The sequence below is a fragment of the Parajatrophihabitans canadensis genome (assembly GCF_053764775.1).
Genome location: NZ_CM132445.1, coordinates 3,017,779 through 3,042,007 on the forward strand (window position 1 = coordinate 3,017,779; position 24,229 = coordinate 3,042,007).

At 62.8% G+C, this 24,229-nt stretch carries 23 protein-coding genes; 9 read left to right on the forward strand and 14 right to left on the reverse strand.

The genetic code is table 11. From position 1 onward, the window contains the following. Positions 1 to 102 precede the first annotated feature (102 nt). The gene (locus ACSMXN_RS14615) at positions 103 to 2,445 is read left to right on the forward strand and encodes an FdhF/YdeP family oxidoreductase (RefSeq protein ID WP_051148790.1); all 2,343 of its coding nucleotides are present in this window, start codon (positions 103 to 105) and stop codon (positions 2,443 to 2,445) included. Between the two features lie 9 nt (positions 2,446 to 2,454). Then, positions 2,455 to 2,964 (forward strand): DoxX family protein, encoded by a 510-nt coding sequence (locus ACSMXN_RS14620; protein ID WP_022912209.1) that lies wholly within the window; start codon positions 2,455 to 2,457, stop codon positions 2,962 to 2,964. Between the two features lie 17 nt (positions 2,965 to 2,981). Here ACSMXN_RS14620 and ACSMXN_RS14625 read toward each other — a convergent pair whose 3' ends face one another. From ACSMXN_RS14625 to ACSMXN_RS14635, 3 genes are read right to left on the reverse strand one after another with little or no spacing between them, the layout of a single operon-like run. After that, positions 2,982 to 4,358, reverse strand: a complete 1,377-nt coding sequence (locus tag ACSMXN_RS14625; RefSeq protein ID WP_022912210.1) for an amidohydrolase family protein — start codon at positions 4,356 to 4,358, stop codon at positions 2,982 to 2,984. Next, entirely contained in the window at positions 4,345 to 5,370 is a 1,026-nt protein-coding gene (locus ACSMXN_RS14630; RefSeq protein WP_196811158.1) for an enoyl-CoA hydratase/isomerase family protein, read from the reverse strand. Before ACSMXN_RS14630 ends, ACSMXN_RS14625 begins: the two co-directional genes overlap by 14 nt. A 33-nt stretch (positions 5,371 to 5,403) precedes the next feature. Then, positions 5,404 to 6,468 (reverse strand): NAD(P)-dependent alcohol dehydrogenase, encoded by a 1,065-nt coding sequence (locus ACSMXN_RS14635; RefSeq protein WP_022912212.1) that lies wholly within the window; start codon positions 6,466 to 6,468, stop codon positions 5,404 to 5,406. Positions 6,469 to 6,670: 202 nt separating this feature from the next. Between ACSMXN_RS14635 and ACSMXN_RS14640 the strand changes: the two genes are divergently transcribed. From ACSMXN_RS14640 to ACSMXN_RS14660, 5 genes are all read left to right on the forward strand, one after another. Then, positions 6,671 to 8,173, forward strand: coding sequence for an MFS transporter (locus ACSMXN_RS14640; RefSeq protein ID WP_051148791.1), 1,503 nt, complete (start codon positions 6,671 to 6,673; stop codon positions 8,171 to 8,173). Positions 8,174 to 8,409: 236 nt separating this feature from the next. Continuing rightward, complete coding sequence (locus ACSMXN_RS14645; RefSeq protein WP_027139163.1) at positions 8,410 to 9,309, forward strand: FAD binding domain-containing protein; 900 nt, start codon at positions 8,410 to 8,412, stop codon at positions 9,307 to 9,309. Then, the gene (locus ACSMXN_RS14650) at positions 9,306 to 9,830 is read left to right on the forward strand and encodes a (2Fe-2S)-binding protein (protein ID WP_022912215.1); all 525 of its coding nucleotides are present in this window, start codon (positions 9,306 to 9,308) and stop codon (positions 9,828 to 9,830) included. The genes ACSMXN_RS14645 and ACSMXN_RS14650 overlap by 4 nt, the downstream gene beginning before the upstream one ends. Further along, positions 9,827 to 12,184 carry a xanthine dehydrogenase family protein molybdopterin-binding subunit gene (locus ACSMXN_RS14655; protein ID WP_022912216.1) on the forward strand — a complete coding sequence of 786 codons (2,358 nt, stop codon included), beginning with the start codon at positions 9,827 to 9,829 and terminating at the stop codon, positions 12,182 to 12,184. The genes ACSMXN_RS14650 and ACSMXN_RS14655 overlap by 4 nt, the downstream gene beginning before the upstream one ends. Positions 12,185 to 12,211: 27 nt before the next feature. Continuing rightward, the gene (locus tag ACSMXN_RS14660; protein WP_022912217.1) at positions 12,212 to 12,682 is read left to right on the forward strand and encodes an NAD(P)H-dependent oxidoreductase; all 471 of its coding nucleotides are present in this window, start codon (positions 12,212 to 12,214) and stop codon (positions 12,680 to 12,682) included. Positions 12,683 to 12,716: 34 nt separating this feature from the next. Here ACSMXN_RS14660 and ACSMXN_RS14665 read toward each other — a convergent pair whose 3' ends face one another. The 5 genes from ACSMXN_RS14665 to ACSMXN_RS14685 all read right to left on the reverse strand — a co-directional run bounded on the left by ACSMXN_RS14665 (position 12,717) and on the right by ACSMXN_RS14685 (position 15,938). Further along, a complete protein-coding gene (locus ACSMXN_RS14665) occupies positions 12,717 to 13,199 on the reverse strand; it encodes a metalloregulator ArsR/SmtB family transcription factor (RefSeq protein ID WP_081648950.1) in 483 nt (160 codons plus the stop codon). 88 nt (positions 13,200 to 13,287) lie between these two features. Then, positions 13,288 to 14,085 (reverse strand): enoyl-CoA hydratase/isomerase family protein, encoded by a 798-nt coding sequence (locus ACSMXN_RS14670; RefSeq protein WP_022912219.1) that lies wholly within the window; start codon positions 14,083 to 14,085, stop codon positions 13,288 to 13,290. Between the two features lie 77 nt (positions 14,086 to 14,162). Then, the gene (locus ACSMXN_RS14675; RefSeq protein WP_027139165.1) at positions 14,163 to 14,777 is read right to left on the reverse strand and encodes an NUDIX hydrolase; all 615 of its coding nucleotides are present in this window, start codon (positions 14,775 to 14,777) and stop codon (positions 14,163 to 14,165) included. A gap of 217 nt (positions 14,778 to 14,994) precedes the next feature. Then, entirely contained in the window at positions 14,995 to 15,495 is a 501-nt protein-coding gene (locus tag ACSMXN_RS14680; RefSeq protein WP_455407594.1) for a hypothetical protein, read from the reverse strand. Next, positions 15,495 to 15,938 (reverse strand): hypothetical protein, encoded by a 444-nt coding sequence (locus tag ACSMXN_RS14685; RefSeq protein WP_455407595.1) that lies wholly within the window; start codon positions 15,936 to 15,938, stop codon positions 15,495 to 15,497. The genes ACSMXN_RS14680 and ACSMXN_RS14685 overlap by 1 nt, the downstream gene beginning before the upstream one ends. A gap of 301 nt (positions 15,939 to 16,239) precedes the next feature. On the opposite strand from ACSMXN_RS14685, the gene ACSMXN_RS14690 reads away from it, so the two are divergent. Then, the gene (locus ACSMXN_RS14690) at positions 16,240 to 16,752 is read left to right on the forward strand and encodes a VOC family protein (protein ID WP_022912222.1); all 513 of its coding nucleotides are present in this window, start codon (positions 16,240 to 16,242) and stop codon (positions 16,750 to 16,752) included. A gap of 106 nt (positions 16,753 to 16,858) precedes the next feature. Here ACSMXN_RS14690 and ACSMXN_RS14695 read toward each other — a convergent pair whose 3' ends face one another. The 5 genes from ACSMXN_RS14695 to ACSMXN_RS14715 form a co-directional block, all read right to left on the reverse strand. Next, a complete protein-coding gene (locus ACSMXN_RS14695) occupies positions 16,859 to 18,142 on the reverse strand; it encodes an acyl-CoA dehydrogenase family protein (RefSeq protein WP_022912223.1) in 1,284 nt (427 codons plus the stop codon). A 10-nt stretch (positions 18,143 to 18,152) separates the two neighbouring features. Next, a complete protein-coding gene (locus ACSMXN_RS14700; protein ID WP_022912224.1) occupies positions 18,153 to 19,280 on the reverse strand; it encodes an acyl-CoA dehydrogenase family protein in 1,128 nt (375 codons plus the stop codon). Positions 19,281 to 19,381: 101 nt separating this feature from the next. Further along, complete coding sequence (locus ACSMXN_RS14705) at positions 19,382 to 20,359, reverse strand: electron transfer flavoprotein subunit alpha/FixB family protein (protein ID WP_027139166.1); 978 nt, start codon at positions 20,357 to 20,359, stop codon at positions 19,382 to 19,384. 13 nt (positions 20,360 to 20,372) lie between these two features. Then, positions 20,373 to 21,134, reverse strand: a complete 762-nt coding sequence (locus tag ACSMXN_RS14710; protein WP_027139167.1) for an electron transfer flavoprotein subunit beta/FixA family protein — start codon at positions 21,132 to 21,134, stop codon at positions 20,373 to 20,375. A gap of 106 nt (positions 21,135 to 21,240) precedes the next feature. Further along, positions 21,241 to 22,176, reverse strand: a complete 936-nt coding sequence (locus ACSMXN_RS14715; protein WP_022912227.1) for an enoyl-CoA hydratase — start codon at positions 22,174 to 22,176, stop codon at positions 21,241 to 21,243. Between the two features lie 409 nt (positions 22,177 to 22,585). On the opposite strand from ACSMXN_RS14715, the gene ACSMXN_RS14720 reads away from it, so the two are divergent. After that, positions 22,586 to 23,464 carry an AAA family ATPase gene (locus tag ACSMXN_RS14720; protein ID WP_027139168.1) on the forward strand — a complete coding sequence of 293 codons (879 nt, stop codon included), beginning with the start codon at positions 22,586 to 22,588 and terminating at the stop codon, positions 23,462 to 23,464. A gap of 10 nt (positions 23,465 to 23,474) precedes the next feature. On the opposite strand, the gene ACSMXN_RS14725 is transcribed toward ACSMXN_RS14720, so the two are convergent. After that, positions 23,475 to 24,182: an alpha/beta fold hydrolase gene (locus ACSMXN_RS14725; RefSeq protein ID WP_022912229.1), complete on the reverse strand. Its 708-nt coding sequence runs from the start codon at positions 24,180 to 24,182 to the stop codon at positions 23,475 to 23,477. Positions 24,183 to 24,229: the final 47 nt, after the last annotated feature.

Below are 24,229 nucleotides of genomic sequence, written 5' to 3' on the forward strand. Positions count from 1 at the left end.
TCGTGCATATTGGTAGGTGTACGCGCGAAATCGGCGGCCTTGCCGTGCACGATCAGTGCCTGTCTGCCGACCGCGGCCGTCGCCGAGCTTGGGAGCAGAACAGTGCCAGAACGATCCGCCCCGGATGAGGACTTCGACGATCACGAACTTGAAGTCACCGCTCCGAAGCAATGGGCGGCCGGGCTGCCGGGGGTTTACCACTCGCTACAACACGCATTGACCGAAGCGGGGCCAGTCCGCACCGCGCGCACGCTTGCAAAGCTGAATCAACTCAACGGCTTCGACTGTATGTCGTGCGCCTGGCCTGACCCGCCCAAGCGCAAGGTCGCCGAATTCTGCGAGAACGGAGCGAAGGCTGTTGCCTGGGAAGCGGACCGCAAGCGCGTTGAGCCGGGGTTCTGGGCTCAGCACTCAGTGACTGATCTAGCCCAGCGCTCAGAATATTGGCTCGGTCAGCAAGGTCGACTCGTCGAGCCGGTGTACAAAGCGGCTGGCAGCGACCATTACGAGCCGATCGAATGGGCTCGAGCCTTCGACATCGTTGCCGCCGAACTCAAGGCTCTGGCCGATCCCAATGAGGCCTTGTTCTATACCTCCGGCAGAACCAGCAACGAGGCCGCGTATGCCTACCAGCTGTTCGCGCGCTCCTTCGGGACCAACAACCTCCCGGATTGCTCGAACATGTGTCACGAGTCGACGAGCGTGGCTCTGGCAGAGACGATCGGCATCGGAAAGGCCAGCGTCAGCTACTCGGACTTCGAGAAGTCTGACCTCATCATCATCATGGGACAGAATCCCGGGACCAATCATCCTCGAATGCTTACCGCCCTCGAGGAAGCAAAGAAGAACGGCGCGAGCATTGTCGCAGTGAATCCGCTCCCTGAGGCTGGGCTGATGAGATTCAAGAATCCGCAGGACGTGCGTGGGCTTGCCGGCCGAGGTACACAGCTCGCGGACCAATTCCTGCATGTCCGCCTCGGCGGAGACATGGCGTTGCTACAGGCGCTCTCGCGACGCGTGCTGGCCGCCGAATCAGCCAACCCGGGAAAGGTGCTCGACCAACATTTCATCGATACCAAGACAAACGGCTTTACCGAGCTCGTTGCCCATCTGAACGCCCTCGATGACGAAGCTGTCGCCGAAGCAACCGGCCTGGACGCGACTGAGATCGATGAGCTCGCAGCCCGTTACATCGCCTCGACGCGGACCATCATCTGCTGGGCGATGGGACTCACTCAGCACAAGGGCGCGGTCGCCACCATCCGGGAGATCGTGAATCTTCAAGCTCTGAAGGGGAACTTCGGGCGTCCCGGCGCGGGAGTGGCACCGATCCGAGGCCACTCGAACGTGCAAGGCGATCGGACGATGGGCATTTGGGAAAGGCCCCGACCAGACTTTCTCGATGCCCTCGAGCGTGAATTCGGCTTTCCGATGCCACGCGAGGACGGTCATGATGTGGTCGATTCGATTCGCGCCATGCGCGACGGGCGGGCGAAAGTGTTCTTCGCCGTCGGCGGCAACTTCGCTGCTGCCGCCTCCGACAGTGAGGTCACAGACGCAGCATTGCGCCGAACCAGACTGACTGTTCAGGTTTCTACGAAGCTGAATCACTCACACGCGGTGTGTGGTGAACAGGCCCTGATTCTGCCGACATTGGGCCGGACCGAGGTCGATGTCCAGGCCAGCGGCGCACAGTTTGTCAGCGTGGAAGACACCGTGTGCGCCGTCCATGCTTCGCACGGGCCGCTGCCGCCGGCATCAGATTCGCTGCTCAGCGAGGTCGCCATCGTCTGCGAGGTCGCACACCGGACCCTTGGCTCGTCCAAACCGATCGACTGGCTGGCGATGATCGATGACTATGACGTGATCCGAGACCACATCTCGCGGACGGTACCGGGATGCGACGACTACAACGTACGGGTGCGCCAGAAGGGCGGCTTCGTCCTGCCGCACGGACCACGGGATTCGCGAACGTTTCCCACTCAGAGCGGCCTTTGCGAGCTGACAGTCAACGAACTCGAGTGGCCAAAGGTCGCGGCGGGACGGCTGCTGCTACAGACCGTGCGGTCCCACGATCAGTACAACACGACAATTTACGGCCTCGACGACCGCTACCGCGGCATCCACCGTGGGCGTCGCGTCGTGTTCGTCAACAGCGCTGATCTGGCCGAACTCGGATTCGCCGATGGCGAGCAGGTCGATCTGCATTCGGAATGGTCAGACGGCGTCGACCGTCATGTCGACGACTTTCGGATCGTTTCGTTTCCGATCGCGCGTGGGTGTGCCGCGGCCTACTTCCCAGAAGCCAACGGCTTGGTGCCCCTGGACAGTCAGGCCGACCGCAGCGGCACGCCGACCTCGAAGGCGATCGTGCTGCGCATCGAAGCTGCGGCCTCGCGACCAAATGCCGAACGCGAAGGTGAGCGCCCGAACCATGAGAGGTAATCTCCGAGAATGGCTTCTATATCAGGATCCGAGATCGCACGACTTCTGCTTCGGCTGTCCATCGGCGGCACGCTGATCGCGCACGGTGTCAAACATGGCCGCTCGCTCGAGGGCACCGGTCGCTGGTTCGAGTCGATCGGGTTCAAACAGCCGGACTTGCAGGCCAAGATGAGCGCCGGTGTTGAAGTCGCTGCCGGTAGCGCGTTGATCGTCGGAGCGGCAACCCCGCTGGCCGCGGCCGCGATCGTCGGCACGATGGCCGTGGCGGCCCACACGGTCCACCGCCCGAACGGTTTCTTCATCACGAGCGAGGGCGTCGAGTACGTGGCCGCCCTCAGCGCTGCCTCCGTTGCCGTCGGCGCCCTGGGCGGCGGCAAGTACAGCCTGGACGGTCTCTTGGGTCTCGAGAAGAAGCTGTCCGGCGGCCGTGGTGCCGCCATCGCCGCAGGTCTAGGCCTCGCTGGGGCCGCGGTTCAGCTCAAGACATTCTGGGAACGTCCGGCGCCCAAGGCAAGTTAGTAACCGTCGAAGACAGGCTACGGCGAGCTGTCTGGGCTGTCGCTGTCTGGGCTGTCGCTGTCTGGGCTGTCGCTGTCTGGGCTATCGCTGTCGGGGCTCAGGAAGACCAACCTGCCGGCAACAAACGTCGCACGTACCGCGCTATTGGCCAGGCGATCGACAGCATTTAGCGTGACCGCCAGCGGTAGCTTCAGCAAGCACAAATCCGCGGCCTCGCCGGGCGCTACCCGACGGGCGGGGCCCGCAGGGTCCCTCGGTGCGCTCAGCATGCTCGACAACGCGATGCGCGCCTCGACGGCCTCGTCAGGACGGGTCGCGGCGGCCGAGATCGTTCGCCACGGGTTCACGTCGCCGTACGGCGCATCGCTGCTCACAGCCACTGGTACACCGGCTCGCAGCAAGCTGCGATAACGCCAGAGGAATGGCCGCTCGTACGCTGGGCTCTCTTGGGTGAATCGGACGCCATGACGGGCGAAGATCGTCGGCTGAGTCACGACTGTCACACCTAGCGATGCAAGTGCGTCTGCCGCGGAGTCATCGCATACCGCCGCGTGCTCGACTCGGTCACCAACGATGGTTCCCGCTGACGACAGCGCAGCAATCGTTATCGCCAATCCAACAGCGCTAACCGCATGGATTGCGACCGGTCGACCACGCTCGTGACTGACTCGGATCGTCTCGCTGAGGCTGGTCAGGTCTGGTAGGCCGCTGTCGGCGATGATTATCTTGCGCGGACCCGAGCCCACTTCTGCCAGCGACAGCAGTCGCTGCGGAAGCTCTGCATCGAGCAATTGCAGGCCAGCGCGGTCAAGATCGGCGGTTGCGTCCGTCACGTGGGTTATCCCCAGGCTCGCAAGCTCGCGGCCGAGGTCTGCCAATTGCGGAGTGTCGGATTGGCCGGCCTCAGCCAGCACCCTCCGAAGCCGGGTGTCTGCGCGCCAGAGCTGGCCTGACCGCCGCTCGGCCTCGGTGAGCTCACCGCCGACCAGTTCGACAGCAGCAGTGTTCAAAGTCCACAGCGCCCCGCTGCGGTGCTGCGCGCGCACGGGCCGTGTACCCAGCCAAGCGTCGAGATCCGTCCGATTGAGTTCGGTCCCTACCCCGGTAATGCGCAGCCAACCGCTACCTTCTGGAACCATCACAGCGTCCATCGACAGCCGCCCTTGCAGGTCCAGGGAGTTCGACGTTGCGGCGGTCGCGAACAGGTGTACGTGGTGGTCTGCCAGCCCTGGAAGGAGGGCGCCTCCGCGCCCGTCGAGTACCGTTTCTGCTTGGTTGGCGGGCTGAAGATGACCGAGTTCAGTGATCGTGCCTGAGCTCAGGCGGCAGTCCTGGCGGGCGCCGTCGATCTCGACGTTGCGCAACAGCCACGAACTGGCCTCAGCTGAGGGCATCGATCAGCCCCCACCGTAATGCCGTTACCGCGTCTACATGTTCGCCGGTGACTGCCATCCACAGTGTGCGGCCACGTCCGATCCGTCGAGGAATACTCACCGTTCCCCCTGCGCCGGGTATCAGACCCATCTCGACCTCGGGCAGTCCGAAGACCGCGTCGGGCGCGGCGACCACCCGACCTGCGAAGGCCGGCAGCTCAATTCCGGCGCCGATACAAGCCCCGTGCACACGTACCTGCACCCGCTCGCGAAGGTCATGGATCAGCTGCCCGACACTGGCAGAAACCCGAATGAGATGCGCGACCGCGGGGTCAGATGCCGTCCCGAACTCATCTAGATCACCCCCGGCTGAAAAGGACGGACCTTCAGCATCGATCTCGATCGACAGCTGGTCGTCGAGTTCGGCGATCCGCAACGCTTCCAACAACGCATGTCGCATATAGGTATCGACCGCGTTGCGCCGTCGGGAGCGCGCGAGAGTGATCGTCAGGACGTCGCCCGCACGCCCGACCCGAACGCGCTCACCGCCATCTGGGGGCCGGCGCTGCGGTCGTGCCGCTAACCAGCTCAAGAAGTCGGCGCTGCTCAGCAACATCGAGTACGCAGCCGATTCAGCCGCGAGCGCTGACGAGACGTCGAGTCGTTCACTGCCCCTGAGCAACCAGCTGAGGGTGAGGGAGGCACGTGGCGAGGCCGATACCTTACCCGCGAAATACATTGCCTGCGCCCGAGGATCTTCAGCGTCGATGGCCGCCTTGCAGACGCCAGGACGGGCGATGACCAAATCCGCTGCTCGGACCAGCGCATCGGGCAACGCAGAGTCCGTCCCAACCAGCACGGTTACCGGTAACGTCCGCCGTAGCAGATCGGCGATCGGCTCGGATTGCGCGCCGATGAAGCGGTCGCCATCGACTATCACCACCGGTTGCTGAGGCACACCTGCGTCATCGATCGCCAGTTCCAGCTGAGCCAGCTGATCCGGGTCAGTAACAAATAGTTCGTGCGCGGACACCGGCATTGTCTCCGTCCCGGAACTTTGTCTCGATCAATTGGTGTCGACCGTTTGGGCATCGAATGTCTTGGTGTCAATGACGAACCGGTAGCGCACGTCGCTGGCAACGACCCGGTCATAGGCATCATTGATCTGTTCGCCGGAAATTACCTCGACTTCTGCGCCGAGACCGTGCTCGGCGCAGAAGTCGAGCATTTCTTGCGTCTCGCGAATGCCACCGATGGCCGAGCCGGCAAACCGACGCCGATTCTGCAGCAATGAGAAAACGCTCAGCGACACCGGATCCTCGGGTGCACCTACGTTGACGAGTGCACCGTCCAACCGGAGCAGGGAGAGATACTTGTCGACGTTGAAGGAGCTCGAAACAGTGTTGAGGATCAAGTCGAAATAGCCGGCAAGCTCCTTGAACGTGGCGCGGTCACTGGTGGCGTGAAAGGCATCCGCCCCGAATTTTCTGCCATCGGCCTCTTTGTTCAAGGTTTGGCTCAGCACGGTCACCTCTGCACCGAGAGCGTGCGCGATCTTGACGCCCATATGGCCGAGCCCGCCGAGACCTACCACCGCGACCCGCTTGCCGGGGCCAGCACCCCAGTACTTCAGAGGCGAGTACACGGTGATGCCGGCGCACAGCAGCGGCGCCGCTACGTCCAGCGGAAGGGATGCGGGAATCGAGACGACAAAGTGCTCGGCCACCACGATGTGGGTGCTGTAACCACCAGCGGTCGGGCGGCCGTCGCGGCCCATGGCGTTGTAGGTGCCGACGCTGCCCTGCAGGCAGAACTGCTCCTCGCCGTTCAGGCAGTGCTCGCACTCGCGGCAGGAGTCGACCATGCAGCCCACGCCGACTCGGTCACCAACCGCATGTTTGGTGACCTGCGAGCCCACAGCCTCGACGACGCCGGCGATCTCATGCCCGGCCACCAGCGGGAACATGGCCGTTCCCCACTCCTCCCGAGCAGTGTGAATGTCGGAATGGCAAATGCCGGCGTATTCGATAGCGATCAGGATGTCGTGCGGGCCAACGTCCCGCCGCTCGATAATTGACTTCTCGAAGGGAGCTTTGCTGGAGGGGGCGGCATAGGCGGTAACAGAGCGCACGAGCGAATCTCCTATATAAAAGGGCTTTGCTCAAAGAGTATGCGACACGAAATGGTGCCGTCAGCGCGCTGTGATCTCATCGGCGCCTGGTGCCGAAGCTCACACGCTGCCAGTTGAGCACAAAAGCGGTGAACGCATCGCCAGCGGGCCAGCGCGTGAGTTAAGTTCCGTAGGTGTCACGTGCCGGATTGATGTGTCGATGATGTCCGGGCCCCTCCGGACCGCCGGGTCGCCCGGCGCCGAGACACGCACGGACTACCGGCTGACCTTCGTCGTCCTTTGTGCGGGCGTTGCGGCGTTCGCACTGTTGCAGTCGCTGATCATCCCGGTACTGACAACCGTCCAAAATGGGCTGCACACGACCCAGAATGCCGTGACCTGGGTACTTACCGGTTATCTCCTGTCGGCCTCGATCTTCACACCCATCGTGGGCCGGGTCGGAGACATGATCGGCAAGCGGAAAATGCTCGTCTTCACCCTCATCACCTTGGCCATCGGCTCCGTGTTGGCCGCGCTCGCGACATCGATCTGGGTAATGCTGATCGCACGGATCATCCAAGGCATCGGCGGTGGAACCCTGCCGCTGAGCTTCGGAATCGTGCGGGACGAATTTCCGGAAGATCGCGTTTCCGGTGCCATCGGCACGCTCGCCGCGCTGGCCTCCGTCGGCTCGGGCGTGGGCATCGCGGTTGCCGGCCCGATTGTCTCGGTCCTGAACTACCACTGGCTGTTCTGGATACCGGGGATCATGGTGACAGCGGCCGCCCTTGCCGCGTACTTCGTGGTCCCCGAGTCTCCGAACCGGGCTCCCGGACGGATAAGACCGGTGGCCGTTCTCCTGATGGCGGGCTGGCTAGTTGCCTTGTTGATCGCGGTCAGCGAAGCGCCGACCTGGGGTTGGCTGTCGGCCCGCGTGCTGATCCTGCTCCCGATTGCTGCGATCCTGTTCGTCCTCTGGGTCTGGACAGAGATGCGATCCACCTACCCTCTCATCGATATGAAGATGATGCGGATTCCGACGGTCTGGACCGTGAACGTCGTTGCATTGCTAATGGGCGCGGGTATGTACGCCGCGTTTGCGTTCACGCCTGAATTCATTCAGACCTCGAGCAGCGAGGGCTACGGATTCGGCGCGAGCGTCACCGAATGCGGATTGCTACTGCTGCCGCAGGCTATAACCGGCTTCATTTTCGGTATCGCCGCCGGCTGGCTTACTCGCACTTTCGGGGCCCGACGAGTCCTGATTACAGCCCTGCTCGTCGCAGTGGCCGCTTTCGTCATGCTCACGCTGGCGCACGCGCATGCGTGGCAGGTCGTTGTTGCACTGACACTCTTGGGTGCGGGGTTCGGGGCGGCGTTCTCGGGTATGTCCGCCCTGATCGTCGGCGCCGTCCCGATGGAGCAGACCGGTGTTGCGAGTGGCATGAACGCCAACATCCGAACCATCGGTGGCGCTATCGGATCGGCGGTCATCTCCAGCCTGATTACCGCGCATTTGACCGCGAGTGGACTACCCACAGAATCTGGTTACACTCACGGCTTCATGTTGCTCGCCGTGCTGACCGGCGGCGCCGTGCTGGCAGCGATCATGATTCCCCGGATGAGTGCGCAGGCCGAGGAGCGTGCCCGATCCGCGCAGGCGATGCCGCACGCCGAACTCGGGGTGATCGCTGGCGGCACCCTCACCGGTGCTGATTCGGAGTAACGCACGAACCCGCACTGCGCGAGACGAACCTCGACTCGCCGAACTAGGTTGACCTGAACCGAGCCGAATCATGGGTCTATGCCTGTTACTCCAAAGTAGCTAAAGTCGAACGAGCCGGACCACGATCGACCTCGCTCGGTCTGTTCGGCACGCTCGTGTTCAGCTCCCTCGGGTTAGGCTCGCGTCCGCGTGCCGTGCTCGGATGCGGCCCACCGCGCGATTGACTTGGAGTGAATGTGAAACCAGCACCGTTTGAGTACCTCGCGCCTGAGAGCGTTGCCGAAGCTGTCGCCGCTCTCAGCGAATATGGATTCGACGCCAAGCTGCTCGCCGGTGGCCAGAGCCTAGTACCGGTGATGGCCATGCGGCTGTCTCGCTTCGACTATCTCATCGACCTGAACCGAACAGCCGGACTTGACTTCATTGAAGTCGCAGCGGGGACGGACGGAGGTACCGCGGACAACGTGGTCATCGGCGCGATGACTAGAGAAGCCCGGGTGGGTTCGGACCCAACAATCGCCCGAGCCGTGCCCCTGCTTCACGAAGCGACCAAGCTCATCGGCCACTTTCAGATCCGCAACCGCGGGACGCTCGGTGGCTCGATCGCGCACGCTGACCCGGCGGCCGAATATCCGGCCGTAGCGCTCGCGCTGGATGCTTCGATGAACATCACGGGTCCCGGAGGAACGAGAACGGTACCGGCGGCGGACTTCTTCTTCGGCCCGATGATGAACTCCCTCGAAGAAGACGAGCTGCTTGAGTCGGTGAATTTTCCGGTCTGGGGCGATGACAGCCGGTGGTCTATCCGCGAATTTGCCCGTCGTGCCGGGGATTTCGCGACCGCCGGCGTCGCAACCGGCGTTCAACTCAGCGCCGGCGACCCCGACATTGCGGTGATCGAGAAGGTTGCGATCGCATTCTTTGGGATGGGATCGGTACCGACCAGGCCGCGCGAACTCGAGACGTCGCTGATCGGCCGGCGTGTGAGCGAACTCGACCTTGCCGAGATAGGCAGGCAGGCAGTTGAGGACCTCGAACCACCCAGCGACATCCACGCCAGCAGCGCCTTCCGATTACGCGTCGGTGCAGACCTTGTCCGGCAAACCTTGGTGAACTGTTTGGAGCCGCAGTCATGACCGAACACGTAGTGAGTTTGACCGTCAACGGCGTCCCGCAACGGGCCCTCGTCGAAGGCCGCAAGACGCTCGCGGACATGCTGCGCGAGGACTTTCATCTCACCGGTACACACCTGGGGTGCGAGCACGGTGTTTGCGGGGCGTGCACCGTCATGGTCGATGGCGCGGCTGTGCGGTCCTGCCTGATGTTCGCTGTGCAGGCGCGCGATTGCGAAGTCACCACGATCGAGGGAATTGCTTCCGACGACGGCGAACTCAGCGCGGTTCAGACTGCGTTTCGCGAGTGTCACGGACTGCAGTGCGGGTTCTGCACACCCGGCTTCATCGTCAGCGTCGAGGCCTTCCTCGACCAAAACCCGACGCCGTCAGACGATGAGATCCGCGAAGGGATATCTGGCAATCTGTGCCGGTGCACGGGCTACCAGGGCATCATCAAGGCAGTCCAGCTGGCCTCAGAATTACGCAGCCAGGAGGCCACCGAAGATCCGGCAGCCGTGGCGCTCGCCGAGGTCACCACGTGAGTGAGGCAGCGGGGCGGTTCGTCGGACAGTCTGTCAAGCGGCGCGAGGATCTTCGCCTGATCACCGGCAACGGCAGTTACGTAGAAGACGTCGCGTGGCCCAACATGTTGCACGTCGCATTCCTGCGGAGCCCCGTCGCTCGTGGGCGTATCACGAACCTCGATGTCTCGCAGGCCCTTCAACTGCCGGGTGTCCACACAGTGCTGACCGGCGCGGATCTCAACGGCGAGGTTTTGTCCTGGTGGCAGACGATGATCGGCCCGGACGCACCTCAGCCGCCACGCCGCCTGCTCGCCAGCGAGGATGTGCGCTACGTAGGTGAGGCCATCGCCATGGTGCTCGCGACATCGCGCTATCTGGCTGAGGACGGCGTAGAGCTCATCGATCTGGACATCGACATCGAAGAGCCGATCCTCACCGAGACCAAGGGATACGCCGGGGTTGCGGCCGACGGGCAAAACCTCGTGCACCCCGAATGGGGCAGCAACATCGCGTCGATGTCGCCAGATCCGGCCACGATGCCGACAGAGAATCCGGCGCTCGAAGAGATCTTCGCGACGGCGGCGCATGTGGTCACCGAGACCTTCAGCCAGCATCGCTACGTCTGCGTACCAATGGAGAGCCGTGGCATCGTCGCTCACTGGGAAGCACACAAGGAGACGATGGAGATCGTCGGGGCGACCCAGAGCGTGCATGAACTGCGCAGTGCGACCTCGCGAATGCTCGGTATCAACGAGACAAACGTGCACGCCGTCGCCCATGACGTCGGCGGGGGTTTCGGACAGAAGATGTACCCGACCCCAGAAGAACTCGCCGTTATCGTCGCGACCTACAAGCTGGGTAAGCCCGTACGGTGGATCGAAGACCGCAACGAGAACCTGATGGCCGGCGGCCACGCCCGCCTCGAAGCAATGACCTTGACGATGGCGACGGACGAGGCCGGAAGGATCCTGGGCCTCAAGGCACATCACCTCGAAGACGTCGGGGCATTCCCCTTGCCGAGCGTCGGCGCCAACGCAGGATTTGCCAGCGCGTTGATCCCCGGGCCTTACGACTTCGGGCCCTACTTCTCCAGCTGGCAGGCAGTGTTCACCAACACCTGTGGTCGCTGCGCATACCGCGGGCCTTGGATGCTCGAGTCCGTTGCTCGCGAACAGATGGTCGACGTGGTAGCGGCTTCCATCGGCATGGATCCGGTGGAGTTTCGGCGGATCAACGTCATCAAGTCTGGTCAACTCCCGTACACGACGGCGACCGGCATGGTTTATGAGACGGTCACTCCCCACGAGACCCTCGAACAAGCGGTCGAGATGATCGACTACGAGGCCTTTCGACGTGAGCAGGCCGAGGCTCGTGAGAACGGTCGATACCTCGGTGTCGGCTTCAGCATCTACATCGAAGGCTCGCCGGGCTTCGGCATCCTCGGCGCCGAACAAGTCAATATCAGGATCAATTTCGGCGGAAAGGTACTGGCCTCTACCGGGAGCGGCAGTCACGGCCAGAGCGTCGAGACAACCATCGCCCAGGTCATCGCCGACAACCTCGGAGTCGACTACAACGATGTCAAGCTCGTGCAGGGCGATACCGCAACCTCTCCGTTCGGCTCCGGTACCGGCGGCAGCCGCACCGCCGCGGTCTTCGGAGGCGCGGCACGCGAGGCCTCCCTACTGCTACGCGAAAAGGTACTGAGAGTCGCGTCCGAAATGCTCGAAGCTGATCCCGCAGACCTCGATGTCGAGCTCGGCGTGGTGTCGGTCAAAGGCAACCCGGACGCCAAACTCTCGTTCGAACAGATCGCGGGTATGGCGTATGCCGGCCACGGAATGCTGCCCCCCGACATCGAGCCCGGCCTGGAGGTGGCCTTCCGAATTAGGGCGCCAAACTTCATGTTCTCCAATGCCACCCACGCGGCCGTGGTCGAGGTCGATCCGGTCTCGGGTGCGGTGAAGATATTGCGTTACATCGTGTCCGAAGACTGTGGAAACATGATCAATCCGATGGTCGTCGAAGGCCAGATTGCCGGCGGGGTCGTCCAAGGGATTGGCGGGGTCTTCTACGAGAACTTCGTCTATGACGACGAAGGAAATCCGCTCACCACGACGTTTCTCGATTACCTGCTCCCGACCGCGACCGAGGTTCCGATCATCGAGTACGGCCACGTCATAACACCGTCGCCGACCAGCGGTGGCTTCAAACCGATGGGAGAAGGCGGTGCGATCAACTCCCCCGCAGCGCTCATCAACGCCGTTCGGGATGCCCTCGCACCGCTCGGCGTGGAGATCAATTCCCAGCCGCTCGGGCCGCAGCAGATCGTCGACGCAATCGAGCGCGCAGCTGCGAAGTCTGCTGATTAGAACGCGGCCACGGGACGGTATCTCACGATGACGGGAGCTACCAGGCGACAGTTGCTGGTCGTGCACCACACGACCTCACCCTCGACTCAGGCGATGCTCGAGTCGGTACTTGCCGGCACGCGTGCCGAGGGCATCGTCGATGTCGAGGTCGCGTCGGTGGCCGCGTTGCATGCGAACGCGATTGACGTGCTCAACGCGGACGGTTACCTGCTTGGGACGCCTATCAACATCGGATACATGTCCGGAGCGCTGAAGCACTTCTTCGACCAGATTTACTATCCTTGTCTCACCGCCAAGGTCGGCGCACCGTACGCCGCGTTCGTCCACAGCAACAGTGACGCCACCGGCGGCCTGCGCGGCATCCAGGCGATCACAACGGGCCTTGGATGGGTGGTAGCTCAAGAAGCGGTGGTCGTACGTGACTCGCCGAGCAAGGACGATCTCAACCGGTGCTGGGAGCTCGGGGCCGCGCTCGCGGCATCGCTGATGCCGAGCTGAACCAGACAGCGGAGAACGACGGGTAGAGCCGGACCTACCAGGTCAGCAGGACGGCATCATGCTCGGAGCCGACCGCCGTCGGCTCGTGGAGCAGTTCGGCACGCGGCTTGCGGCGACGAGACGACGCCGGCTTGAACGTCACCTTGCCATCGCGGACCGGGACCGGTTCGGGAGCGAGAGCCCAGATGTCGTCCTTGAGCGCTCGAAGCACATCACGTCGAAGCGTGTAGAAGAAGTGGCGTCCGTCCTTGCGGACCGAAACGAGACCCGCTTGCACCAAGATCTTGGTGTGGTAGGAAATCGTCGGCTTGGAGACGTTCAGCGTGTCTTCGAGAGTGCTGCACGCGAGCTCGTCCACCTCGGCCATTTGCGAGACGATGCTCCAACGTACCGGGTCGCCGAGGGCCCGGAAGATCTCGGTTGGACCCACCTCAGGAGGAGCTGCGGCCGCTCTAACGCGACTAGCAGGTGAGCCCGACAGCGACCGCGCCCGCGTAGGGCCCTCTGCGTGAGACATGGAAAAAACTATACAGACACTTCAACGCGTTTAGCGGGCCGCCAAAGGTATTTACCCCGTATTTACCAGCCTGAATCTGCAGGACGGGTCAATCGCCGGTGAACGAGGGCTTGCGCCGCCCACGGCTGGCCGCGATGCCCTCGTGCAGGTCAGAGGTCGCCATCGTTATCGGCTGCGCCAGAGACTCCCAGTTGAGTGCGGCAGCCAGGCCGTTGCGCGCCTGTTCCAATCCCACCTTGGTGAGGCGGGTTGGTATCGGAGCTGCGCTTGCGATCATGGTTGCGGTTTCGATGCTGTAGGAAACCACATCGTCATGCAAGCTGCTCACCAGGCCCCATTCGAGGGCCTGGTCGGAAACGACATCGCGGCCGGTGAAAAGCATCTCCCGCGCCCGCGGGCCGCCGATCACCTCTGGCAGCAACGATGTGATGCCCATGCCGCCGTGCGTTCCCAGGTATATGAAGGGCGTCTTGAACATTGCGGTGTGGCTGCCGTAACGCAGATCACAGGCAAGCGCGAGGCAGACACCAGCACCAACCGTCGGGCCATTGATTGCTGCGATCACTGGAAAGGGCAGTTCCCGAGGCGCCAGCCACGCGCGGTAGAACGGCGCCATCTTGTCCCGCAGCCGATCAGGCGTGCGCTCGCCTTCCGGTGCGCGGTCCAACCAGGAGAGGTCCGCGCCCGAGCAGAACGAAGTCCCTTCACCGGTGATCACCAAAGCCCGAACGTCACGATCGACGGCGAGAGTAGCGATTGCCTCGCTCCAGGCAGCCGTCATCTCCTCGGTCATCGCGTTTCTCAGATCCGGTTGATTGAGCGTCAGGAGCCGTACGCTCGGCGCCGGCTCGGATACTCGAACGGCCGGCTCAACTGCTCGTCTCATACGCCCTCCTTCTTCACGCGATGCAGGGATTCGTTGCGCTAGCGTAACGGTGGTGTATCGCCGACCGGCTCAGCACCTCAACGCCACGCGAAGACAGGCTGTTCGAGGTGCAAAACCCTGGTCACCCGGTGGCGCAGGGCCAACTCAGCGAATTGGAACAGCACTGCAGCAGTCGGCGCATGCACCATCGTGTCGAGCATCGGGAGCTGGATGACCGGATCGCTTGATTCGGGAATGCTCAGAAAGTTCGGCGCGCTCGCCAGTTCAGTGACCGGCACGCGGTAGACGATGGCGACTTCGTCCGAGTTGGGAAGCAGTTCGGTCGGCTGGTCGGCCGCCCAGGCAACGATGGGCGTTATTCGATAGCCCGATCTCGTGACGTAATCATCTAGCGAGCCAAGGACGGCTGACGCCTCCAGCAACACGCCTAGCTCTTCGTGCAGTTCCCGCAGTGCCGTCTCGGCGGGCGACTCGGCACCGTCGATCCGACCGCCAGGCAGCGCAAACTGACCGGGATGCGCGCGCATACCCGCTGCACGGCGGGTGAGTAGGAAGCACAAGCGTTGGTCATCGTCACGAACCAGCGTGATGGCTACGGCCGCGTGCTTCGCGCTCGCCCGCGTGTCGACGTTGGGGTCGACACCGGATCGGCGGTGTTCAGCGGCTGAATCGGGATCAACACGAACGAACATGCTCATCAGCTCCTCGAGCTGACCCCGGCTGTCCAGCACTGGCATGCTCCTCGCTTGATCCACTGCGTCCGCAGGTCGGTCTACCGCTCGGTCGCTAGGGCGACCGCTGGGTAGACCGACCTAACGGACGTGCCAAGGTCAGACAGGTTGGTACACCGGCAAGTGGTCATGACGACCTATCGGAATACCGACCTATCGGGATACCAACCTGATCGGCTCAGACCTCGAACGGATCGCCCGGGACCGACTCATCGGTGAAGAAGTACGGCGCGCCGAAGCAGTCTTCGGGATTCGCAGCCAGCAGTCCCGGCCGAAGTCGCTCGGTTCGAACGTTCTTCTTCTGCAGCCAAGCCTCGGCCGAATCCACGTCGCGCACCCGCAGCGTGATGCCGTAGATGCAGTTACCCCACTGGGTGACATGCTTGCCCAGCGGCGAGTCATCGTCGAGCGGCTGCGCCAGTCGGAGCAGGCAATCACCGAGCTGCAGAACCTGGAAGCGGCACCGTTCTTCGTCGTCAATGCCTTCGTGAACGGGAATGGCCTGCATACGCTTGATGTAGACCGAAGTGGCCTCGTCCAAGTCCTTGCAGCCCAACGTGACGTAAGCCAGTCGCCGGATCGTCAACGGGTGACCGAACTCCCACATCTTGCGCTGCGAGCTCCAGGTGTCCAGCAGACGCGGGTCGGCGGGCATATCGGTCGCGCAAAGCTCCACCATCAACCCGGCGGTGTCGCGCGGGCTCGGATAAAAGTATGGGTTGTCCCGATCTCGGACATGCGCTCGACCTTGCCGCCACCCGGCCGACCGATGTAGACGCCCTCAGCGATCATGTGATCGCCCAGACCGTTGAGGTCATCGACGCGGTAGCCCACAGAGTGCAGATGCTGACCGAACTTGTTGTAGAACTTGCCGACCGGCTTGAGAACATCGACCGGGAAGTTGGGGGCCATCGTTTCCACACAGAAGTCCGATATCTGCAGTAGACCCGCCCAGCGATCTTCAACCGGAAGGAAGTTCGGCTCGTCGACCCCGAGATAGAGCAGCCCTCCGAAGACCTCTTCGTAGAACTTATTCAACGCCGGGACGTCGTCGGTCATGTGCACCGAGTGGATCATCTGGCCGATACCGTAATCGCCGGTCTTCTTAGGTTCCTGTTTCAAGATGCGTTCCCTAGATATTGGAGCAGCAGTTGGATGGTGGATCGTTCGATACTTAACGAAGGATTACTGCGAACCTAGCACTGGGGTTGATTGCACTCAAGACGGTCGACGAGCCGAAGTCGGCCGATCAAGAATCGTGTTTCGCATAGCTGCGCATTCCACCTGACCATACGTTCGGAAATAACGCATCTTGCGCGCCTTGCGCCGGGTGCCTTCGTTCCAAATGCCGTTATACGATCCAAATCCGATACCACCACAGACCAGACGTGGTGGCCAACGCGCCCTCCTGGAGCACCCACCGATGACTCAGTCCCTGCCTGAAACTGCGGATTTCGCTACTGAATTAGGGGCGACCTTTGATCATTTCGCGATTGCGACCCGCCGCATACGGGATCTGATCCCGTTGTGGCGGGACTGCCTGGGTGGTCGTTTCGCGATGGGAGCGGACGACGCTGTGACCGGTTGGCGCACGGTGCGATTGGAATTCGGCGAGCAAGTTCCAGTCGAACTGATTGAACCGCTGCAGGGATCTACGTTCTTCGACAAGTTCTTTCAAAGCCACCCGAACGGCGGGCTACACCATGTGACCTTCATGGTCGATGACGTCCAGGATGCCTTCCAGCGCCTGGAACGGGACGGCTTTGCCCCGTTCGGCGCGGACGAAAATTGGTTTCAACTCTTCGTACATCCCAGACAGGCACACGGGGTGCTGGTGCAGCTGATGGTCCGTAGGTCCTACGACTCGGTAGAGATGACCCTCGAGGATGTCTACGCAGGCCGGGGTGCCCGGGGAACAGGCCTGCTCAGCCCCTGAACCAACTCAGCCCCTGAACCAGCTCAGCCCCTGAACCAGCCCAGCCCCTGAACCAGCCCAGCCCCTGAACCTGCCCAGCTACCGCGTTCACCCCTGCGGCGAAGAGCTATCTCGGTCCACGTTTGACTTCGTTGAACGCAACTCCACGGTCGGCTGCGAATTCGCGAGGCATGCCGAGCACGCGTTCGCTGATGATGTTTCGTGCCATCTCGGTAGAACCACCACCGAGCGAACCGGCCTGGCGGAAGATGAACCCCTCTCCGGACTCGCGGTCCCCGACTGTGCCTTCAGGTGAAACCACGCCGAAGGAGCCGGTGACCTCGAAGGCGATCTCGGCCTTCCGGGTGGCGCTTTCGCCGCTGTAGAGGCGAATGATCGATCCAGCAGTGTTCGGCAGGGATTCGGTGCGCATGCCGGCCGCAACCCGATCGATCAAAGCCGACTGGACCTTTGTGACGACGTGCGACTCCGCGATCAGTTCGCGAACCCGGCTGTCCTGAGCCTGGCCAGTCCGGCGGGCGAAGTCGATGAGCGTGCTGCCTGGCGAGGTGCGACGCTGGGCACCCCGGAAGCCACTTTCGTACGGTGAACCGCCGCCAACGGCGTTGCGTTCGTGGAAAAGCTGCCGCGAGGCGACGGCCCAACCACCATTGACCTCGCCGACTACGTTCGCAACCGGAACCTCGACGTCGTCGAAGAACTCCTGGCAAAATTCCTGGTTTCCGTTGACCTGCTTGATGCGGCGAATCTCGATGCCCGGCTGATGGATCTTGACAATCAGCATCGTCAGGCCGCTGTGCTTGGGGGCGTCCCAATCGGTACGGACGAGACACAGCGCGTAGTCGCCGGCGTACGCGCCGGAGCTCCAGATCTTCGACCCGTTGAGGACGAACACGTCCCCGTCGCGGGTGGCTCGAGTTATCGCACCAGCCAGATCCGAGCCTCCGCTCGGCTCGGACAGGAACTGGACGAATACCCGCTCGCCTCGAATTGCCGCCGAAAGGTGTTCCTTCTTCTGCTCATCGCTGGCCATATCGAGAATCGTCGGTCCACAGATGGTGAAAGTCGGCGTATTCAGGATCATCGGCATCTCATAGCCTTCTGTTTCCTGGTTGAACGCCTTCTGGTGCGCCGGAGTGAGACCCTGACCACCGTATTCCTTCGGATAGCACAGTCCAGCGAATCCGCCGCCGTACAAGAGCTTCTGCAGTTCGCGCGCGCGTACCCAGACGTCGTCGTCGAAGCCGCCGCCCATCATGTCTTCGCCCTCTTCGCCGCTGCCGGCCTGTTTGACGGGCGTCAGGTTCGCACGGATCCACTCGCGAGCCCGCAGGCGGAATGCCTCGACATCCTCGGTCGGCTCAGCCAGCGAAACTGCCTGCTCGGTCATTGCGGCCCTCTCAGATTGCCAGTATGTCGGCGAGGCGACGACGATGTTCTGACGGCGACCCCCAGGTCACGCGGTCGACCGAAGCCCGACGGAGGTAAAGATGAATGTCGTGCTCCCAGGTCACGCCGAGGCCGCCATGCAGCTGCACGCAGTCCTGAATGATGTCCGTGGCCCGCTGGCCGACATAGGACTTGGCGACGCTGACCAACTCCGCCGCGTCTTCCGTGCGCGCCTGGACGGCCTTGGTCGCGGCCTCAGTGATGCCGTGGGACGCTTCGAGCCACAGCTTCATGTCGGCGAACCGATGCTTGAGCGCCTGATAAGACGCCAGCGGGCGTCCAAATGAATAGCGGTCAAAAGCCCATTGGATGGTGAACTCCAGGGTGCGCTCGACCACGCCACCCAACTCGGCGCATTGCAGAACAACGGCGATCTGAAGCTGCCGTTCGACCGCTGCTTCTGCGCCGCCCGAGGTACCGACCAGGCCCGCAGCGGGCACGCTCACGTTGTCGAACTGCACCCGGACGAACCTGCGCACGAGGTCGAGACTTTCCATCGGGGTGATGGTGATGCCTGGCGCGTCCGACCTGACGATGAACTGTGTCAACCCGTCCGTGGTCCGGGCGGTCACCAACAAGTAGTCGGCCTGGTCACCACTTTCGACCCGGTCCTTGACACCGGACAGCGTGAAGCCGTCGCCGGTAGCACTCGCCTGCAAGGCGATGGCAGTGGGATCCCAGCCATGGTCGGGTTCGTAGATGGCCCAGGTGGCAACGGACTCGCCGCTCATCAGCTCTTCGATGATGGGCAGGTGTTCGGCCGCATTGCTCGCTTCGGACAGCGCCGCAGCGACCACGTTCGTCACGACCAGCGGGCCAGGCGAAACTAGTCGGCCCATTTCTTCGGCCACGATTGCCATGTCCTGCAGGCTGTTACCCGAGATGCTGTCGCCACCTGATTCGCTGGTCACGAGCATCGAGACCCAGCCCAACTCGGCACCCTGCTGCCACCAGTCACGCTCGAATCCGACCGAGGCCTCACCAAGTTCGCGCACCTTCGTGAGCGGAGCTTCTTTCTCCAGGAATTCCTTGGTGGTCCCTCGAAAGAGCCGCTGGTCAGAGGTGAGTTCGAAGTCCACCAGGTTCCCTTCTGCAATCCGCGACTGAACCGCGACCGACCGAACCGCGACCGACTGAGCCCCGGCCGACTGAGCCGGCCGGGACCGGCTCAGTCCAGCCCTTAGCTTCGGCGGCGCGAAACCTCTTCCGACAGCTGCGGAACGACATTGTTCAGGTCACCGATGATGCCGAAATCGGCAAGCTCAAAAATAGGCGCTTCGGCATCTTTGTTGACAGCCACGATGGTCTTGGAAGTCTGCATACCCGCCCGGTGCTGGATGGCCCCGGAGATGCCGACCGCGACGTAGAGCTGAGGCGAAACCGACTTGCCGGTCTGTCCGACCTGGTTGCTGTGCGGATACCAACCCGCGTCGACGGCTGCCCGAGACGCGCCTACTGCCGCGCCGAGCTGGTCGGCCAAGGTCTCGATGAGTTTGAAGCCTTCGGCTGCGCCGAGGCCACGACCGCCGGAGACCACAATCGCCGCGTCGGTGAGTTCCGGTCGGCCTGAGGCAGCGCGCTCGGAGCGGTTGGTGATCTTGGCAGTACGTGCCAACTCAGAGAAGCTCGGCGTGAGCTTCTCCACCTGGGGTGTGGCCGGTGCCGCCTCGGGTGCCACTGCGTTCGGCTTGACGACCACGATCGGGGTACCTCGCGTCACGGTCGACTCGACGACATAGGACGCAGCAAAGACCGACTGGACCGCAACGAGCTCACCTGACTCACCGACCTTGACATCGACGGCGTCGGTCAACAGCCCCGAGTCGAGCTTCACCGCGAGCCGGCCGGCGATCTCACGCCCGTCCGGGCCTGCGGTAGCCAGAATAGCGGCCAGTCCGTCACCCTCGCTGAGCGTTTTTGCGATCTCGGCGATGGCTTCGACCTTGGGGACGACGAGATACTCGTCGATCGCGGGTTCGTCTACCAGATAGATCTTCGTGGCCCCAAAGTTGCTCAGGGTTTCTACGGCGGATTGGCCGTTACCGCCGAACACCACGGCGACCGGGTCGCCGAACCGGCGTGCGAGGGTCAGCAGTTCTTGGGTGGGCTTGGGGACCGAACCGTCGGTCGCTTCGACAATGACAATGACGCTGGACAACACAAGCCTCCGGTTAGATGAATCTCTGGGCACTGAGGAATTCGGCGAGCTTCACGCCACCGTCGCCCTCATCCTTGACGGCTTCGCCACCCTGACGGGGCGGCCGGGCAGTGGCGGAGAGCACCTTCGAATACGCCGAACCGAGACCAGCGGCTGCCGCATCGACGCCGAGGTCGGACAAGCTCCAGGTTTCGACTGGCTTCTTCTTGGCAGCCATGATGCCCTTGAATGACGGATAACGAGCCTCACCCGTGCGGTCGGTAACGCTGACGAGCGCAGGCAGCGAGCCCTCCACCGTCTCGGTCGCGGCATCCGTTTCACGTTCGATCGTGACCGTGTCACCGGAAACACTGAGTTTGCCGGCGAAGCTGACCTGGGGGATGCTCAGCCGCTCGGCAAGCATGGCGGGCACCACGCCCATACCAGCGTCCGTCGATGCCATCCCGCAGAGGACGAGATCAAAGCCGACCTTTTCGATGGCCTTGGCCAGGACGAGGGAGGTGGCGATGGCGTCGGAGCCGTGCAAGGAGTCGTCCAGGATATGGACAGCCTTGTCGCCGCCCATCGACAGCGCCTTGCGCAGCGCGTCCGTCGCCGCGGCCGGGCCCATCGTCACGTAGGTGATCTCGGCCTCGCCTCCGGACTCGGCTACCTTGAGCGCTTGCTCAGCGGTGTACTCGTCCAACTCCGAGATCCGGCCGGGCGCAGCATCCCGATCGATGGTCATGTCGGCAGCAAACCGCCGATCCCCCGTCAGTTCAGGGGTGTACTTGATGAGTGCGACAATTCTGAGCACGTTACGTATATCTCCCTCTGACGCCGAATCCGTCCAGGATCAGCGTCATCGTGGCTGGGTTAGTCCAACCATTTCTACAATGAGGTCAGCCGCCGGACTTGGCCGGGATACCCTCGGCGTGCGGATCAGCGATGGTTTTGCTGATCGGCACCACGGGTGGTGCCTCGTTCCAGGGTGGCACCCCAAATTCCGGTGTGCCAGCCGGGCGCTTGTCTTCGTTGATCTCGGCCCAATGCGAGTGGTTCATCTGATGGATCGAGAAACAGGCATTCATCGCGTTGTAGAAGCCCATGTTGTCCATCGTCTGGTTGACCGATTCCTTGATCATCAAGGCTGCGCTGGTCGTCGTCTTGGCCAGCCGCCGCGCGTACTGCAGCGTCTTGTCCTCGAGCTCTGCTCGTGGGAACACCTTGCTGACCATGCCTAGCCGGTAAGCCTCGTCGACATCGAGCGAGTCGCCGGTGAGCATCATCTCTTTCGTCCGGCGCGGGCCGAACTCCCACGGGTGGGCGAAATACTCGACGCCGCACATGCCCAGCCGAGTGCCGACCACGTCTGCGAAACTGGCGTCATCGGCGGCCACGATCAGGTCGCAGGCCCACATGAGCATCAGACCTGCCGCGTAGACCGTGCCTTGCACCTGCGCCACGGTGATCTTGCGCAGATTGCGCCAACGCATGGTGTTCTGGAAGAAAAAGTGCCATTCCTGCGTCCAGCGTGACTCGCCGCCGAGCCGGGTACCGCCGTAGCCCTGCATTGTGGGGTGCTGATCGGGCCCGGGCGTGCGCTCAGCGATCGACTCCTTCGAACCCAGGTCGTGCCCGGAGGAGAAGATCGGACCGACGCCACCGAGAATGACGACCCTGACCTGATCGTCGGCTTCTGCGGCAAGGAAGGCGTCGTTCAGTTCCACCAGCAGGCCGCGGTTCTGGGCGTTGCGGGTCCTCGGGCGGTTCAGCAAGATGCGCGCGATCGTTCCCTCATCGAGCGTTTCATAGCTGATATAGCGATAGGCAGTCACAGCAGTCAGCTTTCGTCGGAGCGGTAGTCGAACCGGGCTGCAGGGCGGGCGAATTCCCTGATTTGGCCAGTCGGCACGCTGGGTTGAGCTGTGGTTCCTACATACTCACAGCGAAACGGTCAGCGAGGCGCTGGAAAACGGCAGTCACAAACAGGCAGCCTCGAGGAGTCTGCCAGTGGCAGTCAACGTATGCGCTGTGTCTCGGACGGTCAAGAGAGTCACACGTCACGTAGGTTGACCTTCGCGACGATAGCTAGCTAATTTGATAGTTCGTCAATTACTGAACCATCGCGGAGATCCAGCCCCGCTCTCGGAAAGGCTAAACGTGACGCAGGTCGAGGCAAATGTAGCCGTGTTGTCTGCCACCGGCAGTGAACCAACCGCCGATAGCGGGACGGCGGCGACCACTGTGTTCTCCTCCGCCGACGAGGTCGAGCAGCTCCTGCGCGGGGTCAACTACCTTCCGGACCGCAAGATTGCGAGCGTCGTACATCTCAGCTCCCGCTTGCAGAAGCCGGTTCTCGTCGAAGGGCCCGCGGGCACCGGCAAGACCGAACTCGCCAAAAGCGTCGCTGCGATCACGGGATCCCGACTGATTCGGCTCCAGTGCTACGAAGGTTTGGACGAGGCGAAGGCCCTGTACGAGTGGGATTACCGCAAGCAGCTGTTGCATATCCAGATGCGCAACTCCGAAGGTAGCGACGCGACCCGGACTGCCGCCGAGGATTTCGAACATGACCTGTTCGGTGAGCGCTTCCTGTTGACGCGACCACTGCTCGAGGCGATTCGCTCCGAAGACCCGGTAGTGCTTCTCATCGACGAGGTGGACCGCCTCGACATCGAGACCGAGGCTCTACTGCTGGAGATCCTGTCCGACTACCAAGTCTCAATTCCCGAGTTGGGTACGGTCAGCGCGCGCCAGATTCCGCCGGTTTTCCTGACGTCGAACAACAGCCGCGATCTGTCCGAGGCTCTGAAGCGCCGTTGCCTCTACCTGCACATCGACTACCCGACGATCGAACGCGAGCGCGAAATCGTGCTGGCACGGGTCCCCGGTATTTCGGAGGAGCTGGCCAATCAGCTCGCGCAGGTGATTCGCTCGCTACGAACCCTCGACATCAAGAAGAAGCCATCGGTGTCAGAGACTCTTGACTGGGCGCGGACCCTGATGGTGCTCGGAGCCGAGCACATCGACAACGACCTGCTCATCGAGACCCTGCCGGTGTTGCTCAAGCACCAGACCGACATCGATCTCGCGGTGAGGGAGCTGGGCAACCAGACCTCATGAGGTTGCGGCCCTATTCGTCCAGAAACTTCAGCACTGCGTCGATGCAGCCAAAATTGCTGGGGGTCGCGAAGTGATCGACGCCGGACAGTGTGACAAGCCGACCCTGCGGCAGCGCCGCGACGAGCTGATCGGCCGGGCCGGCAAAGTCGCGGTCACCCAGAACCACCAGGGTCGGCATCGTGATCTGTCCGACGTCGGCGAGCTGGAGTCTGGTCGAGCCGGAGCGCAGGAACGCGGCCACGGCGAAACGATCGTTGCCCGCGCTGGCCACCAGGCGACGGATGATCCTCGGAACGTCGGCGGTGGGCTCATCGTCAGCTTCCAAACCGTCCAGGATGTCGGAGCCGCCGCCGCCTTCTGTGGCGTTGCCCTCAGCGGCTTCAGCACTCGCGCCGTCGATCGCCGGTGCCGGGTTTCCCACGCCGAGAACGGCAATCCGTCGGAACGCGGCCGGGTTCTGCGAGGCTGCCACCAGAAGCGCGTGTCCCCCGGCGGAGAATCCGACCGCATCGATCGGGCCATCGCCGGCGGCAGCAAGGATGCGCTGCGGCGCCGTGTCGCCCGGCTCGAAGGCGGGGTCGGGACCGTGCCCGGGCAGGTGCACAGCTACTACCTCGCGGCCCTCGGATTCGAGGAGGTCGGCCCAGCCGGTCGCCTTCCAGTTGTGCTCGAAAGAAGAACCAACACCATGGATGAGCAACACCGGCGGATTGGGCACGGACCGAGGATAGCGGTTCGTGCCGCCGGCCTGGCGTCTGCACGTCC